Raw genomic sequence first — 21,873 nt, forward strand, 5'->3', positions numbered from 1 at the left:
CAGGAATGAGAGCGTGGCCGGGCTTCCCTAGGGGGCAAGGCGCGCTAAGTCGGGTAATTGATTCGCTTTTTTCATGCGAATCATGCCAGAGGCGCTTGACCTTCTGACAGAATGGCGGAATCAGGACGATTCGAAACGTTAACCCGCACCCGCGCCGACGGGAAATGAGCGATGTGAGGTACTGGTGACTGGACAGGCAGGCAGCCTGCCACAGATATCAGGGTTAATCTGGACTTAATGCATGTCGCCCAAAAGGGGAAACCAGCTTTGGGCAACGACGTGTACCAAACAAGGTAGATGCGGCTACCGGCCCGGTGAAAGCGCGTTTTTAAGCGAGCACATCCGGTTTTGACTGGTCCGACAGTTTATGCGGCTTCGATGGCAGCCGCTTGGAGAAGATAAAAAAAATGGCGACTAAGGAAAAGGAAGAGGTCGAGACCGAACGCGAAGGCGCCACCGATGGCCCTCTGCTCGACCTTTCCGATGATGCTGTCAAGAAGATGATCAAGGCCGCCAAGAAGCGCGGCTATGTCACGATGGACGAGCTGAATTCGGTGCTGCCTTCCGAGGAAGTGACCTCCGAGCAGATCGAGGACACGATGGCGATGCTGTCCGACATGGGCATCAACGTCGTCGAGGATGACGAGCAGGGTGAAGAGGCCGAGGCCGGCGACACCGCGGCCGATGCCGAGGAAGACGCCAACGAGCTGGCCGAACAGACCGGCACGGCGGTCGCCGCCACCACCACCAAGAAAGAGCCGACCGACCGCACCGACGATCCGGTGCGCATGTATCTGCGCGAGATGGGCTCGGTCGAGCTTCTGTCGCGCGAAGGCGAAATCGCGATCGCCAAGCGTATCGAGGCCGGCCGCGAGACGATGATTGCGGGCCTGTGCGAAAGCCCGCTGACCTTCCAGGCCATCATCATCTGGCGCGACGAGCTCAACGAATCCAAGATCCTGCTGCGCGAGATCATCGATCTTGAAGCCACCTATGCCGGCCCCGAAGCCAAGCAGGCGCCGGTGGTCGAGCGCATCGAGGAAGCGCCCAAGCCCGAGGAAAAGTCGCGCCGTGGACGCGACGAGGAAGACGACATCACCAATGTCGGCGCCGATACGCGCGGCATCGGGGATGATGACGAGGAAGACGAGGACGAGGCGAGCCTGTCGCTGGCGGCGATGGAAGCCGAACTGCGCCCGCAGGTGATGGAGACGCTCGACGTCATCGCCGACACCTACAAGAAGCTGCGCAAGCTGCAGGACCAGCAGGTCGAGAACCGCCTGGCCGCCGCCGGCACGTTGTCGCCCAGCCAGGACCGCCGGCTGAAGGAGTTGAAGGACCAGCTGATCAAGGCGGTGAAGTCGCTTTCGCTCAACACCGCGCGCATCGAGGCGCTGGTCGAGCAGCTCTACGACATCAACAAGCGCCTGGTGCAGAACGAGGGCAAGCTCTTGCGGCTGGCCGAAAGCTATGGCGTGCGCCGCGAGGAGTTCCTGAAGGAATATCAGGGCTCCGAGCTCGACCCGAACTGGACGCGCGCGATCGGCAATCTGACCTCGCGCGGCTGGAAGGAATTCACCAAGAACGAGAAGGATGCGATCAAGGACCTGCGTGCCGAGATCCAGCACCTGGCCACCGAAACGGCGATCTCGATCCTGGAATTCCGCAAGATCGTCAACCAGGTGCAGAAGGGCGAGCGCGAAGCCGCGATCGCCAAGAAGGAAATGGTCGAGGCCGAATCTGCGCCTCGTCATCTCCATCGCCAAGAAATACACCAACCGCGGCCTGCAGTTCCTCGACCTGATCCAGGAAGGCAATATCGGCCTGATGAAGGCGGTCGATAAGTTCGAATACCGCCGTGGCTACAAGTTCTCGACCTACGCGACATGGTGGATCCGGCAGGCGATCACGCGTTCGATCGCCGACCAGGCGCGCACCATCCGCATTCCGGTGCACATGATCGAGACGATCAACAAGATCGTGCGCACCTCGCGCCAGATGCTGCACGAGATCGGCCGCGAACCGACGCCGGAGGAACTGGCCGAAAAGCTCGCCATGCCGCTCGAAAAAGTGCGCAAGGTGTTGAAGATCGCCAAGGAGCCGATCTCGCTCGAAACGCCTGTCGGCGACGAGGAGGATTCGCATCTGGGCGATTTCATCGAGGACAAGATGGCGATCCTGCCGATCGACGCGGCGATCCAGGCCAATCTGCGCGAGACCACGACGCGCGTTCTGGCCTCGCTGACGCCACGCGAGGAGCGCGTGCTGCGCATGCGCTTCGGCATCGGCATGAACACCGACCATACGCTGGAAGAAGTCGGCCAGCAGTTCTCGGTCACCCGCGAGCGTATCCGCCAGATCGAAGCCAAGGCGCTGCGCAAGCTCAAGCACCCGAGCCGGAGCCGCAAGCTGCGCAGCTTCCTCGACAGCTGAGTTGAGTTTTATCTCTGCGAAGAGTTGAGGGCGCCGATTGGCGCCCTTTTTCGTTTCAAGCGTCAGCGGAAAGCCGTTTCAGACTTTTCCGGAATTGCCCTATAGCGGCACGTTCAGCCGGGTCCCCTTGACAATGATCCCGCCCCGGTCGCCGATCTCGATCGAGCCGTAGCGCTGCCTGAAACACTCAGGCAGCAGGCGGTCGCCGGGAACCGATAGCCACAGGCGCAGCATATGGCGCCGCTTGTCCGGGTCTGGCCAATCGCGAAACCCCATGCGGTCGTGCAGCAGCGAATGATTGTAGACGAACTGCATGTCGCCGGGCTGAAGCCGCATCGACAGGTTCAGCCTGACATCATTGGCAAGGCTGTCGAAGAGATCCAGCGCTTCGACATGCGCGGGGCTGAGCCGCATGGCATCCGGGAAGCGTTGGGCACTGTCGATGTACTGGCGCTGGTAGATGCCGGTCAGCAATCCCGCATGCCAGTTGAGGACCGGGATCTCGAAATAGGGTTTTTCGCCTTCCGGTATCTCGCCGCGCCGGTCGGTTGCAATCGGATCAAACAGCAGGCGGACCAGATCGGGCCGTCTTTTGCGCATCTCGTTATAGATCGTCACCGTGCTGACCAGCAGCGACTCGCCGCCTTGCATGGCATCCCTTAGGCAGAGCAGGCCGACGACATCGGCGGAATCGGTGTGAAACGTCTGGCGTTCCGCCGTCTGGTAGATGCGTGTCGTGGCGTCCCTGGCGTCGGCGCCGATGTCGCGGACATGGCCGAGAATGTGGCCCTGGGCATTCTGTGAGCGTGCGCTTCCCAGATGCGCGCCGATCCCGCAGAAGATCGTCGCCGTCATTTCAGCGGAATATCCCGCGACCGGGAGACCGCGCAGCACCTCGAAGCCTATTCCGACGATCAGTTTTTGGCGAAGCGCGGAAAGATGGCCGGCAAGCCGGGGTAAGGGGAAATCGGCCTTGCTCAGGTTGCCGATATCGCGTGAGCGGGCGAGAAAACCGGCGGCCGCCGATTCCAGTTCCGCGACGTCGCGCGAGCCCAGTTCGACCAGCCATTGTTCAGAATGCTTTGCCATGTCCTCGCCGATCCATGCCGCAGGAATGTCGACCCGGTCCGGCGGCAGGTCTGTTGTCTCGCGCATGACATTCTCCTGCGGGCCGGATCGGCTCTGGACATTGGGGATTTCCCGGGCTGACGGCCAAGATGGAGATTGCCGCAATCAGACGGGTTTTTAAACCGGCTTTCCCTTGGTCGGCGCCGACGCGCGGTGGTCCTTGCGGGACGTTCGCCGCGGGAGGATAATTTCGCGTCGGATGCATTTTCTGGGCGACAACCCGGATGCCCGCCCCGGCGAAGCCGCCGTGCTCCGTGGCTCCGGAAGGAGGCGTACCATGACGACCTACATCATGCTGATGAACTGGACCGAGCAGGGCGCGAAGAACGTGCGCGATTCGCCCAAGCGCCTCGACGCCGCCAGGAAGCAGCTGGGAGACATGGGCGGGTCGTTCAAGGCGTTCTACCTGACCATGGGCGAATACGACATGGTGGCGGTGGTCGAAGCGCCCGATGATGCGGTGCTGGCGCGTTTCGCGCTGATGCTGGCCGCGAACGGAAACCTCAAGTCACGCACGCTGAAGGCTTTCCCGGAATTCGCTTACCGCGAGATCATCTCGTCGCTTGGATGAAGCAAGCGACAGGGCTCCTTGAAGGCAGCGGCCAAGTGCCGGCCTGATGGCGCTTTGCCGCAGGACAGGACGCGTCGCCATGATAGACTGCGGCCAGGGGAGATCGCGATGAAGAACGCCTCGATCTGGCCGCCAGCCTCGCCTTGATATCGTCGATGCCGTTCGCCGCCGGCGCCGCCGCGCAAAAACCGGTCGGCATGGCCAATCCGGCATCCGTCCATTGCGGCGAGATCGGCGGGCGCCTGGTGATCCGGAAAGACAAGGCCGGCAATGAATACGGGTTTTGCCGGTTGCCCAAAGGGCGCCTGTGCGAGGAGTGGGCGCTGTTTCGCGACAACAAATGCATCGGGCCAAAGGCTGCCATGCGCGGCAAGTGACGCGCACGCTATAGGATGAGATCATGTCCGAAACGCATTCGCATCTCTGGCCCGGCGTGCCGCTCGCCCTTGGCTCGGCTGTTCTGTTCGGCGCGACGCCGCCACTTTCCAAGCTGCTGCTCGATGCCGTGAACCCCTTCATGCTGGCCGGCCTGCTCTATCTCGGTGCCGGCGTCGGCCTCGCTCTCTACCGCCTGCTTCGCGGCAAGCAGGCGGCGGCCGGCGAAGCGCAGCTGGGCGCCCGGGATATTCCCTGGCTGGCGCTGGCAATCGGCATGGGTGGCATCGTCGCGCCGGTGCTGTTGATGTTCGGCCTCAGTCTCAACACGGCGTCCAGTTCAGCGCTGCTGCTCAACCTGGAAGGGCTGGCGACGATGGCGATCGCCTGGCTTGTCTACCGCGAGAATGTCGACCGGCGCCTGCTTTTTGGCGCCTTAGCCATTCTGGCGGGCGCGGTGCTGTTGTCGTGGAATGGCGGCGGCGTTGCTTTCAACCCGGGCGCCCTGCTGGTGGCGGCGGCCTGCCTGGCCTGGGGGCTGGACAACAATTCACGCGCCGGATTTCGGCCACCGACGCTGTGGTGATCGCCATGCTGAAAGGGCTGGTGGCGGGTGCGGCCAATGTCGGGTTGGCACTTGTTGCCGGGGCATCGTTTCCCGCGATGGCCATTGTCGCGGCGACGGCGGCCGTCGGCTTCCTCGGCATCGGCGTCAGCCTGGTGATGTTCATCCTGGCGCTACGCCATCTCGGCACCGCGCGGACGGGCGCCTATTACTCGCTGGCTCCGTTCATCGGTGCGCTGCTGGCCATCGTCATGCTGGGCGATGCGGTCACCTTCAAACTGGTGATTGCGGGGTTTTTGATGGGCGTCGGCCTGTGGCTGCATCTGTCGGAACGCCACGAGCATGAGCACGACCATGAGGCGCTGGAACACGAGCACAGCCATGTGCATGACGAACACCACCAGCACGATCATGACGGGCCGGTGAGCGAGCCGCATTCGCACTGGCACCGGCATGCGCCGATGCGCCACCGGCATCCGCACTATCCGGACCTGCATCATCGTCACGGCCACGGCTGAGCATGCCAAGATCATGCTCAAGCAAACACCCAAGCCTGAACTGACCGTTTGGTACAACACGCGTTGCCCTGTCTGCGATGCGGGCATCAGCCGGCAGAAGCGGCGGCTGATCGCAGCGGTCAAGGCTGGGCGGATCGCGTTTCGCGACATCAATCTGGAGCCGGCGGCACTTGGCCGTTTCGGCGCTTCGTTGGAAGACATCCGCCGCCGGTTGCACGCCACCGATGCGAATGGCCGCTTGCTGGTCGGCGCCGATGTTGCCATCGCCGTATGGCAGGCGACGCCGGGCGAGGGCTGGCTGGCCACGCTTTTCGGCAATCCGGTTGCCTTGCCGCTGACGCGCTTTGCCTATGATCGTTTCGCCGATCTGCTCTACGCCTGGAACCGGCGCAAGGGCGGCTGGTAACATTCGATGAGGCGCAAAGGTCCGGAAGGTGTCTCCGGACCCTTGTCTGCCGGCTCTATCGGCCAGCCGGCTCGCATAGCGCACCGACGATGCGGCGCACCATGGGGCAGCACCAGCAGCAGCGTCGGAAACGCCACCAGCCAGGACAGGCCCCAGGCGGTCATCCAGATGGACGGCAGGCTGGGGTGAAAGCCGAGGCTCTTCAGCGTCGAGATGAACGAGACGATGAAGGTCATCAACAGCGACAGCACCAACGGACTGAGGATCGCGGCATAGCGCGCAGGCAGCTTCCTGCGCTGATGTCTTGCAGTCATTTTGGGAGTTTCCCTGAAGTGTCCGATCGCTCGCATGTGGCATCCGTTCGCCGGTGTCGGCGTAACTGCCCGGAAGGACCGGGGTTGGATGCGTTGCTTGACGTCAGACGCTTACGGAGCGGTCATCGACCCTCGAGCGCCTTCTAGCCGCGGGTTTCGGCGAAAGCAAGCCTCTGGCGCCACATTCCGATACATCGTAAGATATATCTTGACTCAATGGGAGAGCACGCCTAATTAAGATATATCGTAAGATAGAACTCAAGGAGCAATCAATGCACAAGGATTTCGGACGCGGTCATTTCGGCGAGCGCATGTTCATGCACGTGGCCGGCAAGTTCGGCAGAGGGGGCGGCGGCTTCGGCCCGTTCGGGCATGGCGGTCGTGGTGGCGGTCGTGGTGGCCCTGGCGACATGTTTCGCGCCGGCCGCATGCTGGCCGACGGCGACCTCAAGCTGATCACGCTGTCGCTGCTGGCCGAGGCGCCGCGCCACGGCTACGACATCATCAAGGCGCTCGAGGAGCGCACCAGTGGCATCTACAGCCCGAGCCCGGGCGTGGTCTACCCGACGCTGACCTTCCTGGAAAAGGCCGGCTATGCCGTCTCGTCGAGCGAAGGCAACAAAAAGGTGTTTTCCATCACCGAGGCCGGGCAGGCGCATCTGGCCGACAATCGCGAGATGATCGACGGCGTGCTCGACCATCTCGAACGCTTCGGCCGCAAGATGGCCAAGGCGCGCGACTGGTTCGGCTGGAACGACGATGGCGAAGACCGGCGCGGTGGCCGTGGTGGCCGTGGCGAGCGCTCGGAAACGCGCGACGAATTCCGCGCCATCCGTCACCGCCTGCGCGCGGCGCTGGGCGAGATCGTCGATGCCCCGGCTGAAAAGCAGGCCGAGGCGATCGCCATCCTCGAAGCCGCGGCTGAAGCGCTGGAAGCGCTGACGCACCGCTGAGGCGCGGAGCAGGGTGCTGGCGCGGATCTAGCAAGACCTGGGTTCCTCGCCCCCGCAAAGCGGCTACGCTATGCACACATCTTCTGTGACTGGCGTGACTGATCGGCGCGAGGCTTGATTGCCACGTGGTTCCCCCAATCCGTCGCTGCTTCGCAGCGCCACCTTTCCCCCCTCCAGAGGGAAAGGAAGGGAGCTTTGCTGGACGAGCGTTGATGGCAAAAGAAGCTTGGCGCCTTTCCTCTACCCCGTCGATCGGGGGAGAGGTGGCTCGGCGAAGCCGAGACGGAGTGGGGGTCGACCAGCGCCGCATAAGACAATGCATGCGCCAAGCCGCCATGCACGCTATCGCCAAAGACCAGCCGCTCGGAATGTGTGCATGCCGTAGCGCAAAGCGGGGGAGAGGTGGCCGCGAAGCGGTCGGAGAGGGGGCTGCTGCGCTGGCAAGTTTTCTCAGACCTCATTCAAGGTCGAGCCATTCCCCCTCTCCGTCTCGGCTTCGCCGCGCCACCTCTCCCCCACTCCCGTGGGAGGTGAGGAGCCCAAGTTCTGCAAGGCACAAAAAAGCCCGGGGAGACCCGGGCTTTTTTGCGTCAAGGCAGGCCGGCATCATTCCTTGCCGACATATTCGCTGATCAGCTTTTCGTTGCGGGCCTTTTCGATCTTGGCGGTCATCTCGGCCGACAGGCGTTCGTCGGTGCGGTACTTGACCAGGTTCACCAGGCTGCCGGTCAAGAGCAGGATGCCCATGGCCCAGTAACCCTTCGTCGCGAGGTCGACAGGCGCCAGCCACAGCGACAGGCCGAGCATGAAATAGGCGGCACCGACCGAGGCGGTGTTGAACATGATGTAGGTCTGATTGGCGTTCATTGGAGTTCTCCGTTGGTTCGATGATGTTGGATTGGATGGAAGTCAGGTTCGAAAGCAGGTTTCAGTTGATGGTCTTGAGGCGCTCGAGCACGTCCCTGGCGCGCACCTTCACCGCCGGGCCGTGACCGGCGTCGGCAAGGCGGTCGCGGATCGCTTCGTGACGCAGTTCGCCGTCGATCTCGTCGAGGATGCCGGCCTCCTCGAAGGGGTCGCTGGCTCCCTTGATGCGGGCCAAGAGCTCCTCGGCGTCGTTGAGGCTTCCAGAATTGCCGATCGACCTGACCAGGCGTGACTGTGCCTTGCGCTCGGCATCGATGGCCCGGGCCGAGATCATGCCCTGGTTGAGGTCGATGATGCGGCTGCGCCCGCTCCACCGAAACGCGCATCCGCAAGGTCTTTTCGCCAAGGTTCTGCACGGTGGCGCGACGGACCTCGCGTTCATTCTCCAGCTCGGCGATGGCCGCGGCACCACTTTCGGCGAGCCCGTTGTTACCGGCGGCGAGCGCGCTGAGCGTGCGGCTTTCGAGATCGGCATGGCGGCGTTCGAGCTGGTCGAGACCGGCCTGCTCGGCACGCTGGCGAACGATCAGCGAAGCAAGCGTCTGCTTGGCGGCGGCAAGGCCCGCCTCGGCGTCGCGGATGCGCTGCGCCAGAAGGTCGATGGCGAAGCGATCCTTGAGGCCGTCCTCGGCCCTTGCGCTGGCGCCGTCGAGCAATGTTCTGATCAGGCTAAGCATGGTTCTTCTCCCTTCGAATGTTCCCGTGAACAATGTTCACGAAGCCAACATAACAGGAAATGAACATTGTTCAAGAGGTTTTTGAACGCTGTTCACGAAATCCCGGGTATGGTAAACAAGAGGAAATCGCGGTTCGAACCAGCGTGCAGCGCAAGGCGCGCGCATTCACAAGGATTGATATGGCACTGGACAGGGAAGAGACGGGCGAGCGGGTGCTGGCGATTGCCGAGGTGCTGCTCAACGAGGGCGGCATGGACAATCTGAAGGCCAGGACCATAGCCGAGCAGGCGGGCATCTCGGTCGGTTCGGTCTACAACCTGTTTTCCGATCTCGACGGGGTGCACCGTGCCGTCAACATGCGGCTGCTCGACCGGCTGGGTGCGGCAGGGGCAGCGGCGATGGCCGATCTTTCCAAGCGCGGCACTACCGATGTGCGCCAGCGCCTGCTGGCGCTGGCCGACGCGTATGTCCGTTTTGTCGAGGCGCATCCCGGCAGCTGGCCGGCACTGCTCGCCTTCAACAGGCGGCGTCCGACGCTGGCCGAGCCGGACGCGTATGAGGCGCGGCTCGACCAGCTGTTCGAGATCATTGCCCAGGTGCTCGCCGGCGGCGACTTCGACCTCGACGACGACACGCGCCGGATCGCCGCGCGCACGCTGTGGTCAAGCGTGCATGGCATCGTCACCAGCGGCTATGCGGCCAGATCCGTGCGCCGGCAGGCCGACGAGATCGACCAGCAGATCGAGCTGCTGGTCGCGGTCTTCATCAGGGGGCTGGAACGCGGCGGCACATTCGCGCATGCTGGGACGAAAACGTCGTGAATCGCGAACGGACCGCGGTTTGCAGGGCGAACAAGGAGATTTGAGCGATGTCTTTTCTGAAACGTCTATTCGGCGGTGGCAGCAGTGGTGAAGCGGCCGAGCCCAAAAGTGCGGCACCCGCCAAGCAGGTCGAGCACAAGGGTTTCCTGATCAGCGCCACGCCCTACAAGGCCGACGGCCAGTACCAGACCTGCGGAATCGTCTCCAAGGAGATCGACGGCGTGATGAAGGAACACAAATTCATCCGCGCCGACCGCTTCGCCGGCCTCGACGACGCCGTCGACATCTCGATCAAGAAGGGCATCCAGCTGGTGGATGAACAGGGCGAGCGGATTTTCGGGTAGGGCGCTGGGTCGAACAGTCCGCCGCAAGGAATGGATGTTCACTTCAGCCGGATAGTTTTGCGTTTTCGCCATCAACCTTGACCCGCCATTGCTTGGCCAGATCACGGCGGCGCCCCGGGTAGCGGCCGGCCTGTAACTCAGCTCGGCCAATCCGGTCCGTGCGGAACAGCCGAAAGTCCTGCCGCAACTCGCACCAGCCGGCGACGAAGCGTTTCGTCTCGACAAAGCCAAGCATGATTGGCCAGATGATCCGCTCGGTCGCGGGTCCCTTGGGGTCACGATAGCTTATGAGAAGCTTGCGCTGCTCGCGCATCGCCTGGCGCACGATCTGCAAATCGATCTCGTTCGCATGGGCTGGCGCACGGCCGACATGGAAGGCGTTCTCATTCAGTGTGGGGCGCAGCTCGACAGGCAGCACCGCCCCGATCTTGCCAAGCAGGTTTTCTGCGGCGCGCGCGAGGCCAGGATCGGTCTGCCGGCTTACCCATTGGGCGCCAAGCGTGAGCGCGTGCATTTCTTCCTCGGTGAACATCAGCGGCGGCAGCAGGAAGCCGGGCTTTAGGATGTAGCCAAAGCCCGGCTCGCCTTCGATCTGAGCGCCCAAAGCCTGCAAGGCGGCGATGTCACGGTAGATGGTCCGCAAGGAAACCCCGGCTTCGCGCGCAAGCTCGGTGCCCGGCACCGGGCGTTGGTGCCGGCGCAGCATCTGCATAAGTTCGAAAAGCCGGTTGCTCTTGGACATCGGACTATCCTAGCACACACCGTGCCAAACTTTGGCAGCAGGCTGTCAAGCCATGGACACCAAGCCTTTTCCGCCGAGTCTGCGGCCGGATTCAAGGGCGGTCACCAGCGCAATCGCATCCTGAAGACGAACGATTTCCACCACCGGCAGCTTGAGTGCCCCTTCGCCCGCCGCGCGGGCGAGATTGTCGAGAATGTCGGCTCTCGCCGTGCAGATGATCGGCTTCAGGTGCCGGTTGAACAGCGCGCGGATGAACTTGGCCGGCGTCGGGTTGATGTCGAGATAGAAACCACGCTTGCGCAGCAGGCCGAGACCGACGGCGACGGTCATCGTGCCGGCGGTATCATAGACGACGTCGTAGCGGTTGCTGATCTTCGAAAGGTCCGTCTTGCGATAATCGAAGACGGTCTGAACGCCGAGGTCGCGCGCCCTTTGCATCGCTTCCGCGCTGCAACTTCCGGAGACTGTTGCACCGAGCATGCGGGCGATTTGAACCGCCGACTCGCCGACGGCGCCAGTGCTGCCGTTGATGAGGACGTGCTTGCCTGCCGTCAACTGCGCCTTGTCGACGAGACCATTCCAGGCGGTGATGCCGGGCGTGGCAAGGCACGCCGCCTCCTCGAAGGAGATCGAATTAGGCATCTTGGCAAGGAAGGTTTCCGGCACGATCACGGCTTCGCCGATCGCACCGCCATCCTTGATCGGCGCGAGGCCAAACACGGCATCGCCGACCTTGACGCGCGAGACGCCGGGACCGACCGAAGTGACGGTTCCCGAAAAATCGCTGCCCAGGGCACGAGGGAATGTTTTCCCCGTCACCATCTTCAGCGCGCCGTTGCGCACTTTCCAGTCGATGGGATTGATGGCCGCGAAGTGGACCTTGACGGCAACCTCGCTTTTGCCCGGCGCGCGAAGCTCGAAATTCTCGAGCTTCATCAAGTCCGGGCCGCCATAGCGGTCATATTGGATGCGTTTCATAACTCGTCTCTCAGGGATGGAGATCACCTCGGCCAAGCTGCTCGGCCGTTCGGTCTCAAGGGCGCTGGTAGTCATTGGGGACTTCCGTCTGCCGGCGCGGCTCAGTGCGGTTGAACCGTTTTCAGATGTTCGGCGAAGGGCGTGCCGTCGTAGATCACGGTGGTCGACGCGATCCTGCCGTCCTTGATGACGACGTGCTCGGCGACAACCGCGCTCGGGACGGGGTAGGTTTCGGCATTGTAGACAATGACGGCGTGGTCATCATCGCCGAAGGCTGCGAGCAGCGTCAGCGTCTTGATCATCGAGGCGAAGCCTTCCTGAAAGCCGCGGAATGCCTGCACGCCCTGAAGCTCTCCCAACGGAGAAATACAAACCACGTCCTCAGCAGAAATGGAGGAGATCTGCTCCACGTCCTTGTTGGCCATGGCGTCGAAATAGGCCTGCGCGATCGTCAGGGCCTTGCCGTTTGTTCCAGTCATCGTTCGTTCCTTTGTTTGATGTCGATGACCGGCATATAGAACAAGGCAGTGACAGATTTTGTCAGCATGATGCACTGCGAGCACCAGACGGCGCGACAGGAACGGGCGGCCAGGCACCGCCTGCATAAATCCAGCTTATCATCACCCCTAGTTTTTGAAGACGTTACACGGTCTTTCGCCGCCTGTAGCTTCGACGCTACAGAGTGGAAATGACTGGGGATTTGGTGGGTCGATGCAGACGCATGCGCGGGTGGTGGTTGTCGGTGGCGGGTGTGTTGGCGCGGGCATTCTTTATGGCCTAGCAAAGCGCGGCTGGACCGACGTCGCGCTGCTCGAACGCACGCAGCTGACCGCCGGCTCCACATGGCACGCGGCCGGCCTCGTCCCGTCCTATGCCCGCAACATCAATATCGGCCGGATGATCAACAAGACCATCGAGATCTATGAAGGGCTCGAGGCCGAGACCGGGCAGCCTGTCGGATGGCACAAATGCGGCCAGTTGCGGATCGCCAATTCCAGGGACCGGCTCGACGAATACAAAAGCTATATGAGCGTCGCCGACGTCCAGGGCATGCGGGCACATTTGCTGTCGCCGGCGGAGGCGAGGGCGCTGTGCCCGCTTCTCGACAACAAGCATATGCTGGGCGCGCTCTATCATCCCGATGACGGCCATATCGCGCCGGCCGACGTGACCCATGCCATGGCCAAAGGCGCGCGGGATCTGGGCGCCAAGATCTATCTCAACACCGAGGTCAGCGGCTTTCAGCGGACCGCAAGCGGCGAATGGCGGGTCGCGACCAACAAGGGCGACATCATCTGCGAGCATGTGGTCTGCGCGACCGGTAATTACGCACGCCAGACCGGCGCGCTGCTCGGCCTCGACATCCCCGCCATCCCGATCCTGCATCAGTACTGGATCACCGAGCCGGTGCCGGAGATCGTGGAGCGCAAAAAGCAGGGACGCGCGGAAATGCCGATCCTGCGCGACGAGGGTTTTGAAGGCTATCTGCGCGAGGAGGGCGACGGCTTCATGTTCGGGCCCTATGAGCGCACCGAACACCTCAAACTGTTCGCCGAGGACGGCGTTCCCGCCTGGTTCGGCGCCGATCTCGTCGAAGAGGATTTCGAGGCGGTGTCATGGAACTGGGAGCGGGCGACGCAGCTTGTGCCGGCACTGGGACGCGCCGGGATCAAGGCCAATGTCCGCGGCCCCTTCCAGATGACGGCGGACGAGCTTCCCTTGATGGGACCGGCCTGGGGCCTGCGCAATGTGTGGCTCGCCGAGGGTGTGCCGGGCGGCATATTGTGGGGCGGCACGATCGGCTACTATCTGTCGGAGCGGATCGTCGAGGGCACCAACAGCCTCGACACCTCGGATCTCGACCCGCGCCGCTTCGGCGACTACGCCAACAAGGCCTGGACGCGCGAGAAGGTCCGCGAGGCCTGGGGCACGCATGCGGAGCAGAAATATCCGGGGCAGGACATGCCCTCCGCCCGCCCACAGAAGACCGCGCCATCCTACGCGCGGCTGACCGAACTGGGTGCGGTCTGGGGTGTGCTCAACGGCTGGGAGATGCCCAATTGGTTCGCGCCCAGGGGCGTCGAGGCCAAGGACCAGTACAGCTGGCGCTGGACCGCCAAAGGCGTGTTCGTCGGCGAGGAGGTGCAGGCGGTGCGCAACGCCGTCGGCCTGGTCGAGATGACGCCGATGACCAAGTTCGAGGTGTCGGGGCCGGGCGCGGCCTTATGGCTCGACAGGATCCTCGCCAATCGCCTGCCGGCGGCCGGCCGGGCCGTGCTGGCGCATCACCTCACCGCTGGCGGCGGCGTGCAGGCCGAATATATGGTGGCGCGGCTTGGCGAAGACAGTTTCTATCTCATCTCGACGCCGCGCGCCGAACGCTGGAATTTCGACGATCTGTCAAAACTGCTTCCCGCCGACGGCAGCGTCAGCCTGAGGAACGTCACCAACGAGCGCGGCTGCTTCACCATCGTCGGGCCGAAGGCACGCGAGGTTCTGCAACCGCTGACCGAGATCGATCTGTCGAACGCGGCCTTTCCCTGGTTCGGCGTGAAGACCGGCAGCGTGGCCCTTGCCAGCGACGTGCGGCTGCTGCGCGTCAACTATGAAGGCGAGCTCGGCTGGGAACTCTATCATCCCATGGCCTACCAGCGGCAATTGCTCGACGCGATCCTCGGAGAGGGCGAGAAGCACGGCCTGCGGCTCGTCGGGCTGCATGCGCTGGAATCGTTGCGGCTGGAGAAATCCTACCGCGCCATGTACCGCGACATGAACCCGGAGCTCAACGCGCTGGAGAGCGGGCTCGAGCGCTTCATCCGCCTCGACAAGGGTGACTTCATCGGTCGCGACGCGGTCCTGAAATACAAGGACAAAAATGACCAGCGCCGGTCGGTGACGCTCAGGATCGAGACCGACGGCGCCAGCACGCTCGCTTCCGAGGGCCTTTACCTCAATGGCGAACTGGTCGGGCGCATCACGTCGGGCGGCTATGGCTATACGCTCGGACATGATGTGGCGCTGGCGCTGTTGCCCGAACGTCTCGGCACGCCCGGCACCAAGCTCGACGTCGCCATACTGGGGGAATGGAAGACCGCTGAAGTCATCGCGGATTCGCCATATGACCCCACCTCGGCCAGGGCGCGGATGTAGCGCGCAGCAGACGTTAGCAAAGGTATTGAGGGCACGCTTGCAGCTTCCATTGTTTTTTGCATAGGGCTGTCGGTGCCCGAAAGCGGCTTCGGTCATCACCTGCCAATGTAGGCGGCGAGTTCGTCCGGCGTCCCATTTGGGAAAGCCTGTTTTAGAAAGTCCAAGAACGCCGACACTCGCGCGCTGAGCAGCCGCCGCGATGGGTAGAGCGTCCAAATCGAGATTTCGGGACCGTCAATATCCCCCCAATTCACCAGTGTGCCGTCAGCCAAGTCGTGGCTCACCAACGAAATGGGAAGACGTCCTGCACCGACGCCGGCTCGCACGGCATCCCTAACCATGATGAGCGTCGACAAAACGAGAACCGGCTCGATTGTAATTGTTGACCGGCCACCTTGTGTCTTCACGTGCCATGTTTGCAGTTCGCCTGCCCCGCGCGCAACGCCGGGCGCGGCGCGCTCACCGGTGCTGCGAGGAAGATCGGGGCTCGCCACAACGATCAGGCGGTCGCGGAGAAACGCCCGTCCGACCAGGCTTTCGTCGGGATCTGGATTGACCCGGATTACCAGATCGTAGCCTTCCTCGATCATGTCGACAGGCCGGTCCTCAGTCGTCACTTCAAGCTTCACCTCCGGGTACTTAAGGGCAAAGCCCGCGGCGATCCTTCCCATTGCGGTCTGCGAAAAATGTAAAGGTGCGCTGATCCGTAATCTCCCCTTGGGTCTCTGGGCGCCCGAGGCAATCGCCGAAGTCGTCTCGTCCAATTCGGCAAGCAACGCTCCCGTCCGCTCGAACAGCGCCCGTCCTTCTTCGGTGAGCTTCAGGTTACGCGCACCGCGTTCAAACAGGCGCAGATCAAGACTGCTTTCCAACTCTGCAACGCGCCGGGACAGCGTTGCCTTGGGCCGGCCGGTGGCCCTTGCCGCTTTGCCGAAGCCACCATGGCGGGCAACGAGATTGAAATCGGCGAGCGCAAGAAGATCCATGGGTGTTCCACCAGTGAGACGGTGCGTCTAAAATTTCCGTCTATTGGGCTCTCAGTGAGCCACACATATTGGAGGTGTCAAGCAACCCAACAGGAGAAATTTCATGACCATTCTCGTTACCGGCGCCACCGGCAATATTGGCCGCCAAGTCGTCGAACACCTCGTCAGGCACGACGCTGATGTCCGTGCTCTCGTCCGCGATCCGTCGAAAGCCAGCTTCCCGGCAGGTGTATCCGTCGTGCAAGGCGACTTTCTCGATGTCGATTCGCTGCGCAAAGCCATGTCAGGCGTTTCAACCCTGTTCCTCTTGAACGCCGTGGTACCGGACGAATTCACCCAAGCGTTGATCGCGCTCAACGTCGCCCGGTCGGCCGGCATCGAGCGCATCGTCTATCTGTCGGTGATCCACGCTGACGTCTATGTGAACGTGCCACATTTCGCGGGCAAGTTCGCCGTCGAGCGAATGATCGAGCAGATGGACTTCAAGGCTACGATCTTGCGCCCGGCCTACTTCATCCAGAACGATCTGATGATCGAAGACGCCATCACCGGCTACGGCACCTACCCAATGCCGATCGGCGCCAAGGGTCTCGCCATGATTGACGTCCGTGATATCGCCGAGATCGCCGCCCTTGAGCTGCTGCGCCGCGAGCAGTCCGCAGAGCCGCTTGCGCTCGACCGGATCAACCTCGTCGGTCCGCAGACACTGACTGGGACGGATATCGCCGCCATCTGGTCTGACGTGCTCGCCCGCCCGATCCATTACGGCGGCGATAATGCAGAGGGCTTTGAGCAGAATCTGAAGCAGTTCCTGCCCGCCTGGATGGCCTACGACATGCGCCTGATGGGCGAGCGCTTCTTCACCGAAGGGATGTTGCCTGAGGACGGCGACGTCGAGCGCCTGACTGCGCTTCTGGGCCGCCCACTGCGCCCATATCGCGACTTCGCCTCAGCAATCGCTGGTTCGCAGGCGATAGAGACGGCGGCGAGCTGAGGAGTAAAGCCGGCTGGCTCTACAATGCCTGGATCAATCCCTCAAACCGCCAGCGAATACTCCAGATCGCGCAGTGGCAGCCGGCGCACCCGCTCTCCGGTGGCGGGCGTTGCCGAGTGCCGGCGCGGGGCATTGACCCTCTTGGCGATGGCTGCTGCCTCGCAGGCATAGTCTTTGACCAGCCGCCGCCCGAAATCACCGCCGACACGGTTCGCGGCCGGTCCCGCCAGATTATCTCTGACCGTCCGGAACAAAGCCGACTGGCGCAGGTTAGGTCCCCAGCACATGTGTGCATGAAAGGACCTTCCCCAATGAAAACACGCCTATTTCTGGCCTCACTGGCCACAGCTACAGCCATGGCTTTTGCCCTGCCTGCACTCGCCGCCGACAGCGCGCAGGACTTCGTCAACAAGGCCGCTGCGGGCGGCATGTTCGAGGTCGATTCCAGCAAGGTCGCCGAAGGCAAGGTGCAGGATCAAAGCGTCAAGGATTTCGCCCACAAGATGATCGACGATCACGGCGCCGCCAACGCGAAGCTGGAGACGATCGCCGGCGAGCAGAAGCTGACGGTTCCCAAGGAACTGGATGCCAAGCTCAAGGGTGATGTCGACACTCTGCAGAACGGCAAGGATCCGATCGACGGCCCCTACGTCCAGTTGCAGCGCGACGCGCACACCGATGCCGTGAAGCTGTTCGAGAGCTACGCCAAGGACGGCGACAACGCGGAGCTGAAGACGTTCGCCCAGCAGACGGTGCCGACGCTCAAGATGCACCAGGAGATGATCGAGAAGATCGCGGCGACCATGGGCACCCAGTCCTCGGATTCGCAGACGCCCAAGAACACGGTCGGCGGCGCACCCGACCCCATGCCTCCGCTTCCCGGGGCCAACAGCTTCACCGAAGACCAGGCCAAGGGCCGCATCCAGGATGCCGGCTTCGCCGATGTGTCGAAGCTGACCAAGGACGACCAGGGCATCTGGCGCGGCCAGGCCAACAAGGACGGCAAGAACACCACCGTGGCGCTGGACTACAAGGGCAACGTCGTTGCCGGCGTCAACTGAAACTGAAATCCAGGAGATCAAAATCATGAAAACCGTAACCGGACTTTTCGACAATTACGATGATGCTTCCGACGCCGTTGGCGAATTGGAAGCCAGCGGTGTTGCGCGTGACAACATCAGCATCGTTTCCAGCAATTCGGACAATCAGCACGAGATCAACGGGTCCAAGGCCGCCGACGACGCTGCCGGCGGTGCTGGACTGGGAGCCGCGATCGGCGGAGCCGGTGGACTGCTCGCCGGGCTTGGCCTGATGGCCATACCGGGTGTTGGTCCGGTGGTGGCCGCCGGGTGGCTGGCTGCCACTGCGGTCGGTGCCGTGGGCGGTGCCGTGGTTGGCGGCGCGGCAGGCGGCATCGTCGGTGCCCTCACCGATTCCGGTGTCCCGGAACATGATGCCCATGTTTACGCCGAGGGTGTGCGCCGCGGCGGCACTCTGGTCACAGCCAAGGTCGACGACCAGTTGGTGCCGGAGGCCGAAAGGATCCTGGGACAGGCTACGTCTGTCAACCTGCAAGAACGGCGTGGCGAATACCAGGCCGATGGCTGGACTGGCTTCGACGCTGACGCGGAGAACTACCGCTCGAACGAAATCGGCCGCGATGGCGCTCGCGATGTAAACCGAGTTTGATCGACAGGGCCTCGCTGCCGAAAGGCGGCGGGGCCATTCTGCCGAACAGCCTTCGGCTAACGCATCAAGCCGGCTGCGCGAAGCGCATCCTCAATAGTCTTGCCAATGCCTGTAGCAGAAGCGCGTGAACCATCTGGACGCGGTTGTTCGGCAGGTTCGACCCGCGCTGGCCTCGACTTTTCGGGCGCTATATATGGGCGCAAGTCCGTACCCGCAGTGGGGTTCGCTGCGGCCGCCTTAGGCTTGGCCCCTCTTGGTGCATCCCGGCTCGCAAGATCCCAGAAGGCCGCCATACGTCTCGTCGACGATATTCCGACCTCCAGCATGAACGGCGCGGCATGGCCCAAGCCGTCGTCACCGCCTGTCTTCAAGGGGGTGCCATGGCCCATGCCGGCAATTGTGTATTTTTCGATCACCTCACGGCCATCGGCGTCGCACCAGACTTGCCGCGTTTGTCCATCGACGGTCTCTTTTCGAACAGGGCTTGCCCCGACGCGATGAACGCTCTGCCATTGGGCGACAAGGGAGTCCGCATTGGACGGCGCCACCGTGTGGTCGGCCGTGCCCTGCCAGATTGAGATTTTCGGCCAGCTTCCCTGATGCGGCGACGCCTGCGCCAGACGTCGCTGGAGTTCCGACTGAGACGGGCCACCATGCCCACGCATGCGATCGAACGCTTCCGGGATCGTCGATGCGCTGCCATAGGCAAGTCCCGCAATGATTGCGCCGCCGGCGAACACGTCCGGATAAGTTGCCAGCATTGCCGCCGCCATGGCGCCCCCGGCGGAAAGGCCAGTGATGAAAACGCGCCGGCGGTCCAGGCCATGCTTCGTCACCATGGCTTCGATCATCTGGCGGATGGAGAGCACTTCACCGCGATCGCGTGTGACATCCTCGGGCACGAACCAGTTGAAGCAGAGATTGGCATTGTTGGCGCGCTGCTGTTCGGGGAACAAAACCGCGAACCCTTCCTCTGCCGCCAGGCGCGACCAGCCGGACCCGTGATCATAGCCGGCAGCCGTCTGCGTGCAGCCATGCAGGACGACAACCAACGCTGCACCGCGCGGCAAGTTCTCAGGAAGGTAGAAACGTGCCCGCAAGGCGCCTGGATTGGACCCGAACGCCGCCAGGTCGGACAGACTGTCGAGATGGCCCGGTTGGGAAAATGCCGGCCGGCCTCGCATGGCCGAAAGGCGGGCGATCGTATCTGAGATGTTCCGCAAATCGAGATCCTAGACCGCCGGAATGGCGGAAGCCCGAGCACAATGCACCTACAGCAACATCGTTGCTGCACTGCACAATAACAAGCTTACGCTGGGGTAGACGAAAGGCAAATGCTCCGTCCAGGCCGGCGCCGTATCTCAGGCCGGCCCATTCCTCGCCGACTTCGCCAGTTCCTGTTCCAGATCCACCAGTTCCTTGCCGCCTGCCATCAAATTGAGCAACTGGTCGCGGGTGATTTCGCCCTTGGCGTAGGTGCCGGTGCTTCTGCCGCGCTTCAACAGCGTGAAGCGGTCGCCGACGACATAGGCGTGGTGAACGTTGTGGGAGATGAAGATGACGCCGATGCCGCGCGCCTTGGACTGGACGATGAGCTTCAGCACCACGGATGCCTGGTGGACGCCGAGCGCCGATGTCGGCTCGTCGAGGATCAGCACCTTGGCGCCGAAATAGACGGCGCGCGCGATAGCCAGGCATTGCCGTTCGCCGCCCGAAAGCGTGCCGACGGGCTGTTCGGGATCGCGCAGCTGGATGCCCATCGCCGACATCTCGTCATAGGCGGTGCGGTTGGCGAAGTCGGCGTCGAACTGGCTGATCGGCCCGAACTTGCGCATCGGCTCGCGCCCGAGGAAGAAGTTGCGCGCCACGCTCATCAGCGGCACCAGCGCCAGGTCCTGGTAGACCGTCGCGATGCCGCTGTTACGCGTATCGGCGGGCGAGGCAAATCGTGTCGGCTTGCCCTGGACGCGGATCTCGCCCTCGTCGGGCGTGTAGACACCCGACAGCGTCTTGATCAGCGTCGACTTGCCGGCGCCATTGTCACCGAGCAGGCAATGCACCTCGCCGGGGCAGACATCGAAGGACACGTCCTTGAGCGCCACGACCGAGCCGAAATACTTGCTGACCGACTTCAGTTCGACATAGGGCTCGGCCATCACCGGCTCCTCATGGCGCGGTTGCGCACATAGCTGTTGAACAACACCGCGATGACCATCATGGCGCCCATGAAAAGCTTGAACCAGTCGGTGTCGATGCCGGTGTAGAAGATGCCCATCTGCACCACGCCGAAGATCAGGGCGCCGAACATGGCGCCGATGGCCGATCCGTAGCCGCCGGTGAGCAGCGTGCCACCGATGACGACGGCGATGATGGCTTCGAACTCCTTCTGCGTGCCGCGCAGCGTGTCGGCCGAACCGGTGACCAGCACCTGGATCGCCGCGAACAGGGCGGCCGCGAGTGCCGTCATGACGAAAAGCGTGATCTTGGTGCGGGCCACTGGGACACCGAGATTGCGCGCTGCATTGGCTTCGCCGCCGGCGGCAAAAATCCAGTTGCCGAAGCGGCTGCGCGTCAAGAGCCAGGTGCAGGCCAGTGTCAGCACGATCCACCAGACGATCGACACCGGAATGCCTGATATCGACGGCAAGCCGTCCGCCCGCTTGCCGATCAGGCCGATGTCGGCAAGCCTGGCGATCAAGCCGGAAAGCACCTGTCCCGAAAACAGGCTGTTCAGCGGATCGTGCAACGCCAGCTCATGCACGCCCGACACCTGGGTCCGCCCTGAAATGCCGCGTGTGAGGCCAAGGGTCAGGCCGCGCAGCATGAACAGGCTGCCGAGCGTCACGATGAAGGAGGGCAGGCCGGTCCTGACGACGGCGAGGCCGTTGAGCGCGCCGATGCCACCGCAGACGGCGAAGGTGAACAGCAGCGACAGCCAGATCGGCCAGCCCCAGAAAACGGCGGGGATGGCAATCAGGATGCCGGCAAAGCCGATCATCGAGCCGACCGACAGGTCGAACTCGCCGGCGATCATCAGGAGAGCCACGGGTGCGGCGAGAATGCCAAGCTGGGCCGAGACTTCGAGGAAGTTGATGATGCCCTTGGCACTGAAAAGTCCTGAGCTTCCCGCCGTGATGGCGAAGAACACGAAGACCAGCACGGTGCCGGCAGCCGCGCCAAGCTCCGGCCTGCTCAACAGGCGGCTGAGGCGTGAGACGGACCGGACCCGCTCGTCGCGAATCTCTGAAACCATGGCTGTGTTGCCCTTCACTAGAGCCGTTCATCGTTTCACGCTGAACAGC

At 62.9% G+C, this 21,873-nt stretch carries 21 protein-coding genes and 4 pseudogenes; 12 read left to right on the forward strand and 13 right to left on the reverse strand.

The genetic code is table 11. The annotated features are described in order from the left end of the window. Positions 1-407 precede the first annotated feature (407 nt). Positions 408-2,433: pseudogene (gene rpoD, locus AC0V8S_RS13395) on the forward strand (RNA polymerase sigma factor RpoD). 99 nt (positions 2,434-2,532) lie between these two features. On the opposite strand, the gene AC0V8S_RS13400 reads toward rpoD, so the two are convergent. Beyond that, the gene (locus AC0V8S_RS13400) at positions 2,533-3,588 is read right to left on the reverse strand and encodes a TauD/TfdA family dioxygenase (RefSeq protein WP_183462187.1); all 1,056 of its coding nucleotides are present in this window, start codon (positions 3,586-3,588) and stop codon (positions 2,533-2,535) included. A 250-nt stretch (positions 3,589-3,838) separates the two neighbouring features. Here AC0V8S_RS13400 and AC0V8S_RS13405 point away from each other — a divergent pair, with 250 nt between their 5' ends. From AC0V8S_RS13405 to AC0V8S_RS13420, 4 genes and pseudogenes are all read left to right on the forward strand, one after another. Continuing rightward, positions 3,839-4,132 carry a GYD domain-containing protein gene (locus AC0V8S_RS13405; protein ID WP_183462185.1) on the forward strand — a complete coding sequence of 98 codons (294 nt, stop codon included), beginning with the start codon at positions 3,839-3,841 and terminating at the stop codon, positions 4,130-4,132. Positions 4,133-4,287: 155 nt separating this feature from the next. Continuing rightward, positions 4,288-4,509 carry a putative hemolysin gene (locus AC0V8S_RS13410; RefSeq protein ID WP_475437959.1) on the forward strand — a complete coding sequence of 74 codons (222 nt, stop codon included), beginning with the start codon at positions 4,288-4,290 and terminating at the stop codon, positions 4,507-4,509. A 23-nt stretch (positions 4,510-4,532) separates the two neighbouring features. Beyond that, a pseudogene (locus tag AC0V8S_RS13415) lies at positions 4,533-5,590 on the forward strand (DMT family transporter). Positions 5,591-5,603: 13 nt separating this feature from the next. Beyond that, positions 5,604-5,996, forward strand: coding sequence for a thiol-disulfide oxidoreductase DCC family protein (locus tag AC0V8S_RS13420; protein WP_475437960.1), 393 nt, complete (start codon positions 5,604-5,606; stop codon positions 5,994-5,996). Positions 5,997-6,051: 55 nt separating this feature from the next. Here the strand turns inward: AC0V8S_RS13420 and AC0V8S_RS13425 are convergent. After that, positions 6,052-6,310: pseudogene (locus AC0V8S_RS13425) on the reverse strand (DUF2798 domain-containing protein). Positions 6,311-6,582: 272 nt separating this feature from the next. Between AC0V8S_RS13425 and AC0V8S_RS13430 the strand changes: the two are divergent. Beyond that, the gene (locus AC0V8S_RS13430) at positions 6,583-7,263 is read left to right on the forward strand and encodes a PadR family transcriptional regulator (protein ID WP_475437961.1); all 681 of its coding nucleotides are present in this window, start codon (positions 6,583-6,585) and stop codon (positions 7,261-7,263) included. Positions 7,264-7,869: 606 nt separating this feature from the next. On the opposite strand, the gene AC0V8S_RS13435 is transcribed toward AC0V8S_RS13430, so the two are convergent. From AC0V8S_RS13435 to AC0V8S_RS13445, 3 genes and pseudogenes are all read right to left on the reverse strand, one after another. Then, positions 7,870-8,130 carry a YiaA/YiaB family inner membrane protein gene (locus AC0V8S_RS13435; RefSeq protein ID WP_023779112.1) on the reverse strand — a complete coding sequence of 87 codons (261 nt, stop codon included), beginning with the start codon at positions 8,128-8,130 and terminating at the stop codon, positions 7,870-7,872. 61 nt (positions 8,131-8,191) lie between these two features. Continuing rightward, positions 8,192-8,464, reverse strand: coding sequence for a hypothetical protein (locus tag AC0V8S_RS13440; protein ID WP_475438775.1), 273 nt, complete (start codon positions 8,462-8,464; stop codon positions 8,192-8,194). A 91-nt stretch (positions 8,465-8,555) separates the two neighbouring features. Then, positions 8,556-8,867, reverse strand: a pseudogene (locus AC0V8S_RS13445) (PspA/IM30 family protein); the annotation flags it as partial. A gap of 179 nt (positions 8,868-9,046) precedes the next feature. Here AC0V8S_RS13445 and AC0V8S_RS13450 point away from each other — a divergent pair. Next, entirely contained in the window at positions 9,047-9,688 is a 642-nt protein-coding gene (locus tag AC0V8S_RS13450; protein ID WP_183462172.1) for a TetR/AcrR family transcriptional regulator, read from the forward strand. Between the two features lie 47 nt (positions 9,689-9,735). Beyond that, a complete protein-coding gene (locus AC0V8S_RS13455; RefSeq protein ID WP_183462170.1) occupies positions 9,736-10,032 on the forward strand; it encodes an HlyU family transcriptional regulator in 297 nt (98 codons plus the stop codon). Positions 10,033-10,075: 43 nt separating this feature from the next. Here the strand turns inward: AC0V8S_RS13455 and AC0V8S_RS13460 are convergent, their stop codons facing one another. The 3 genes from AC0V8S_RS13460 to AC0V8S_RS13470 all read right to left on the reverse strand — a co-directional run bounded on the left by AC0V8S_RS13460 (position 10,076) and on the right by AC0V8S_RS13470 (position 12,357). Then, positions 10,076-10,774 carry a helix-turn-helix transcriptional regulator gene (locus tag AC0V8S_RS13460; RefSeq protein WP_475437962.1) on the reverse strand — a complete coding sequence of 233 codons (699 nt, stop codon included), beginning with the start codon at positions 10,772-10,774 and terminating at the stop codon, positions 10,076-10,078. Positions 10,775-10,819: 45 nt separating this feature from the next. Further along, a complete protein-coding gene (locus tag AC0V8S_RS13465) occupies positions 10,820-11,752 on the reverse strand; it encodes an NAD(P)-dependent alcohol dehydrogenase (RefSeq protein WP_475437963.1) in 933 nt (310 codons plus the stop codon). 101 nt (positions 11,753-11,853) lie between these two features. After that, positions 11,854-12,357 (reverse strand): nuclear transport factor 2 family protein, encoded by a 504-nt coding sequence (locus tag AC0V8S_RS13470; RefSeq protein ID WP_475437964.1) that lies wholly within the window; start codon positions 12,355-12,357, stop codon positions 11,854-11,856. 106 nt (positions 12,358-12,463) lie between these two features. Here AC0V8S_RS13470 and AC0V8S_RS13475 point away from each other — a divergent pair, with 106 nt between their 5' ends. Beyond that, positions 12,464-14,902: a GcvT family protein gene (locus AC0V8S_RS13475; protein ID WP_475437965.1), complete on the forward strand. Its 2,439-nt coding sequence runs from the start codon at positions 12,464-12,466 to the stop codon at positions 14,900-14,902. Between the two features lie 95 nt (positions 14,903-14,997). Here the strand turns inward: AC0V8S_RS13475 and AC0V8S_RS13480 are convergent, their stop codons facing one another. Beyond that, positions 14,998-15,888: a LysR family transcriptional regulator gene (locus AC0V8S_RS13480; protein ID WP_475437966.1), complete on the reverse strand. Its 891-nt coding sequence runs from the start codon at positions 15,886-15,888 to the stop codon at positions 14,998-15,000. Positions 15,889-15,991: 103 nt separating this feature from the next. Here AC0V8S_RS13480 and AC0V8S_RS13485 point away from each other — a divergent pair, with 103 nt between their 5' ends. Then, the gene (locus tag AC0V8S_RS13485; protein WP_095204228.1) at positions 15,992-16,882 is read left to right on the forward strand and encodes an NmrA/HSCARG family protein; all 891 of its coding nucleotides are present in this window, start codon (positions 15,992-15,994) and stop codon (positions 16,880-16,882) included. A 41-nt stretch (positions 16,883-16,923) separates the two neighbouring features. On the opposite strand, the gene AC0V8S_RS13490 is transcribed toward AC0V8S_RS13485, so the two are convergent. Further along, positions 16,924-17,169 (reverse strand): hypothetical protein, encoded by a 246-nt coding sequence (locus AC0V8S_RS13490; RefSeq protein ID WP_183462160.1) that lies wholly within the window; start codon positions 17,167-17,169, stop codon positions 16,924-16,926. A gap of 24 nt (positions 17,170-17,193) precedes the next feature. On the opposite strand from AC0V8S_RS13490, the gene AC0V8S_RS13495 reads away from it, so the two are divergent. Both AC0V8S_RS13495 and AC0V8S_RS13500 read left to right on the forward strand, forming a co-directional pair. Continuing rightward, positions 17,194-17,943 carry a DUF4142 domain-containing protein gene (locus AC0V8S_RS13495; RefSeq protein ID WP_475437967.1) on the forward strand — a complete coding sequence of 250 codons (750 nt, stop codon included), beginning with the start codon at positions 17,194-17,196 and terminating at the stop codon, positions 17,941-17,943. A gap of 25 nt (positions 17,944-17,968) precedes the next feature. Then, a complete protein-coding gene (locus AC0V8S_RS13500; RefSeq protein ID WP_475438616.1) occupies positions 17,969-18,571 on the forward strand; it encodes a general stress protein in 603 nt (200 codons plus the stop codon). 56 nt (positions 18,572-18,627) lie between these two features. Here the strand turns inward: AC0V8S_RS13500 and AC0V8S_RS13505 are convergent, their stop codons facing one another. From AC0V8S_RS13505 to AC0V8S_RS13515, 3 genes are all read right to left on the reverse strand, one after another. Beyond that, complete coding sequence (locus tag AC0V8S_RS13505) at positions 18,628-19,794, reverse strand: extracellular catalytic domain type 1 short-chain-length polyhydroxyalkanoate depolymerase (RefSeq protein ID WP_475437968.1); 1,167 nt, start codon at positions 19,792-19,794, stop codon at positions 18,628-18,630. A gap of 138 nt (positions 19,795-19,932) precedes the next feature. Next, on the reverse strand, positions 19,933-20,727 hold the full coding sequence (locus tag AC0V8S_RS13510; RefSeq protein WP_475437969.1) for an ATP-binding cassette domain-containing protein: 795 nt from the start codon (positions 20,725-20,727) through the stop codon (positions 19,933-19,935). Continuing rightward, on the reverse strand, positions 20,727-21,824 hold the full coding sequence (locus AC0V8S_RS13515) for an ABC transporter permease (RefSeq protein ID WP_475437970.1): 1,098 nt from the start codon (positions 21,822-21,824) through the stop codon (positions 20,727-20,729). The genes AC0V8S_RS13510 and AC0V8S_RS13515 overlap by 1 nt, the downstream gene beginning before the upstream one ends. Between the last annotated feature and the right edge of the window lie 49 nt (positions 21,825-21,873).

The sequence above is a fragment of the Mesorhizobium oxytropidicola genome, assembly GCF_056174625.1.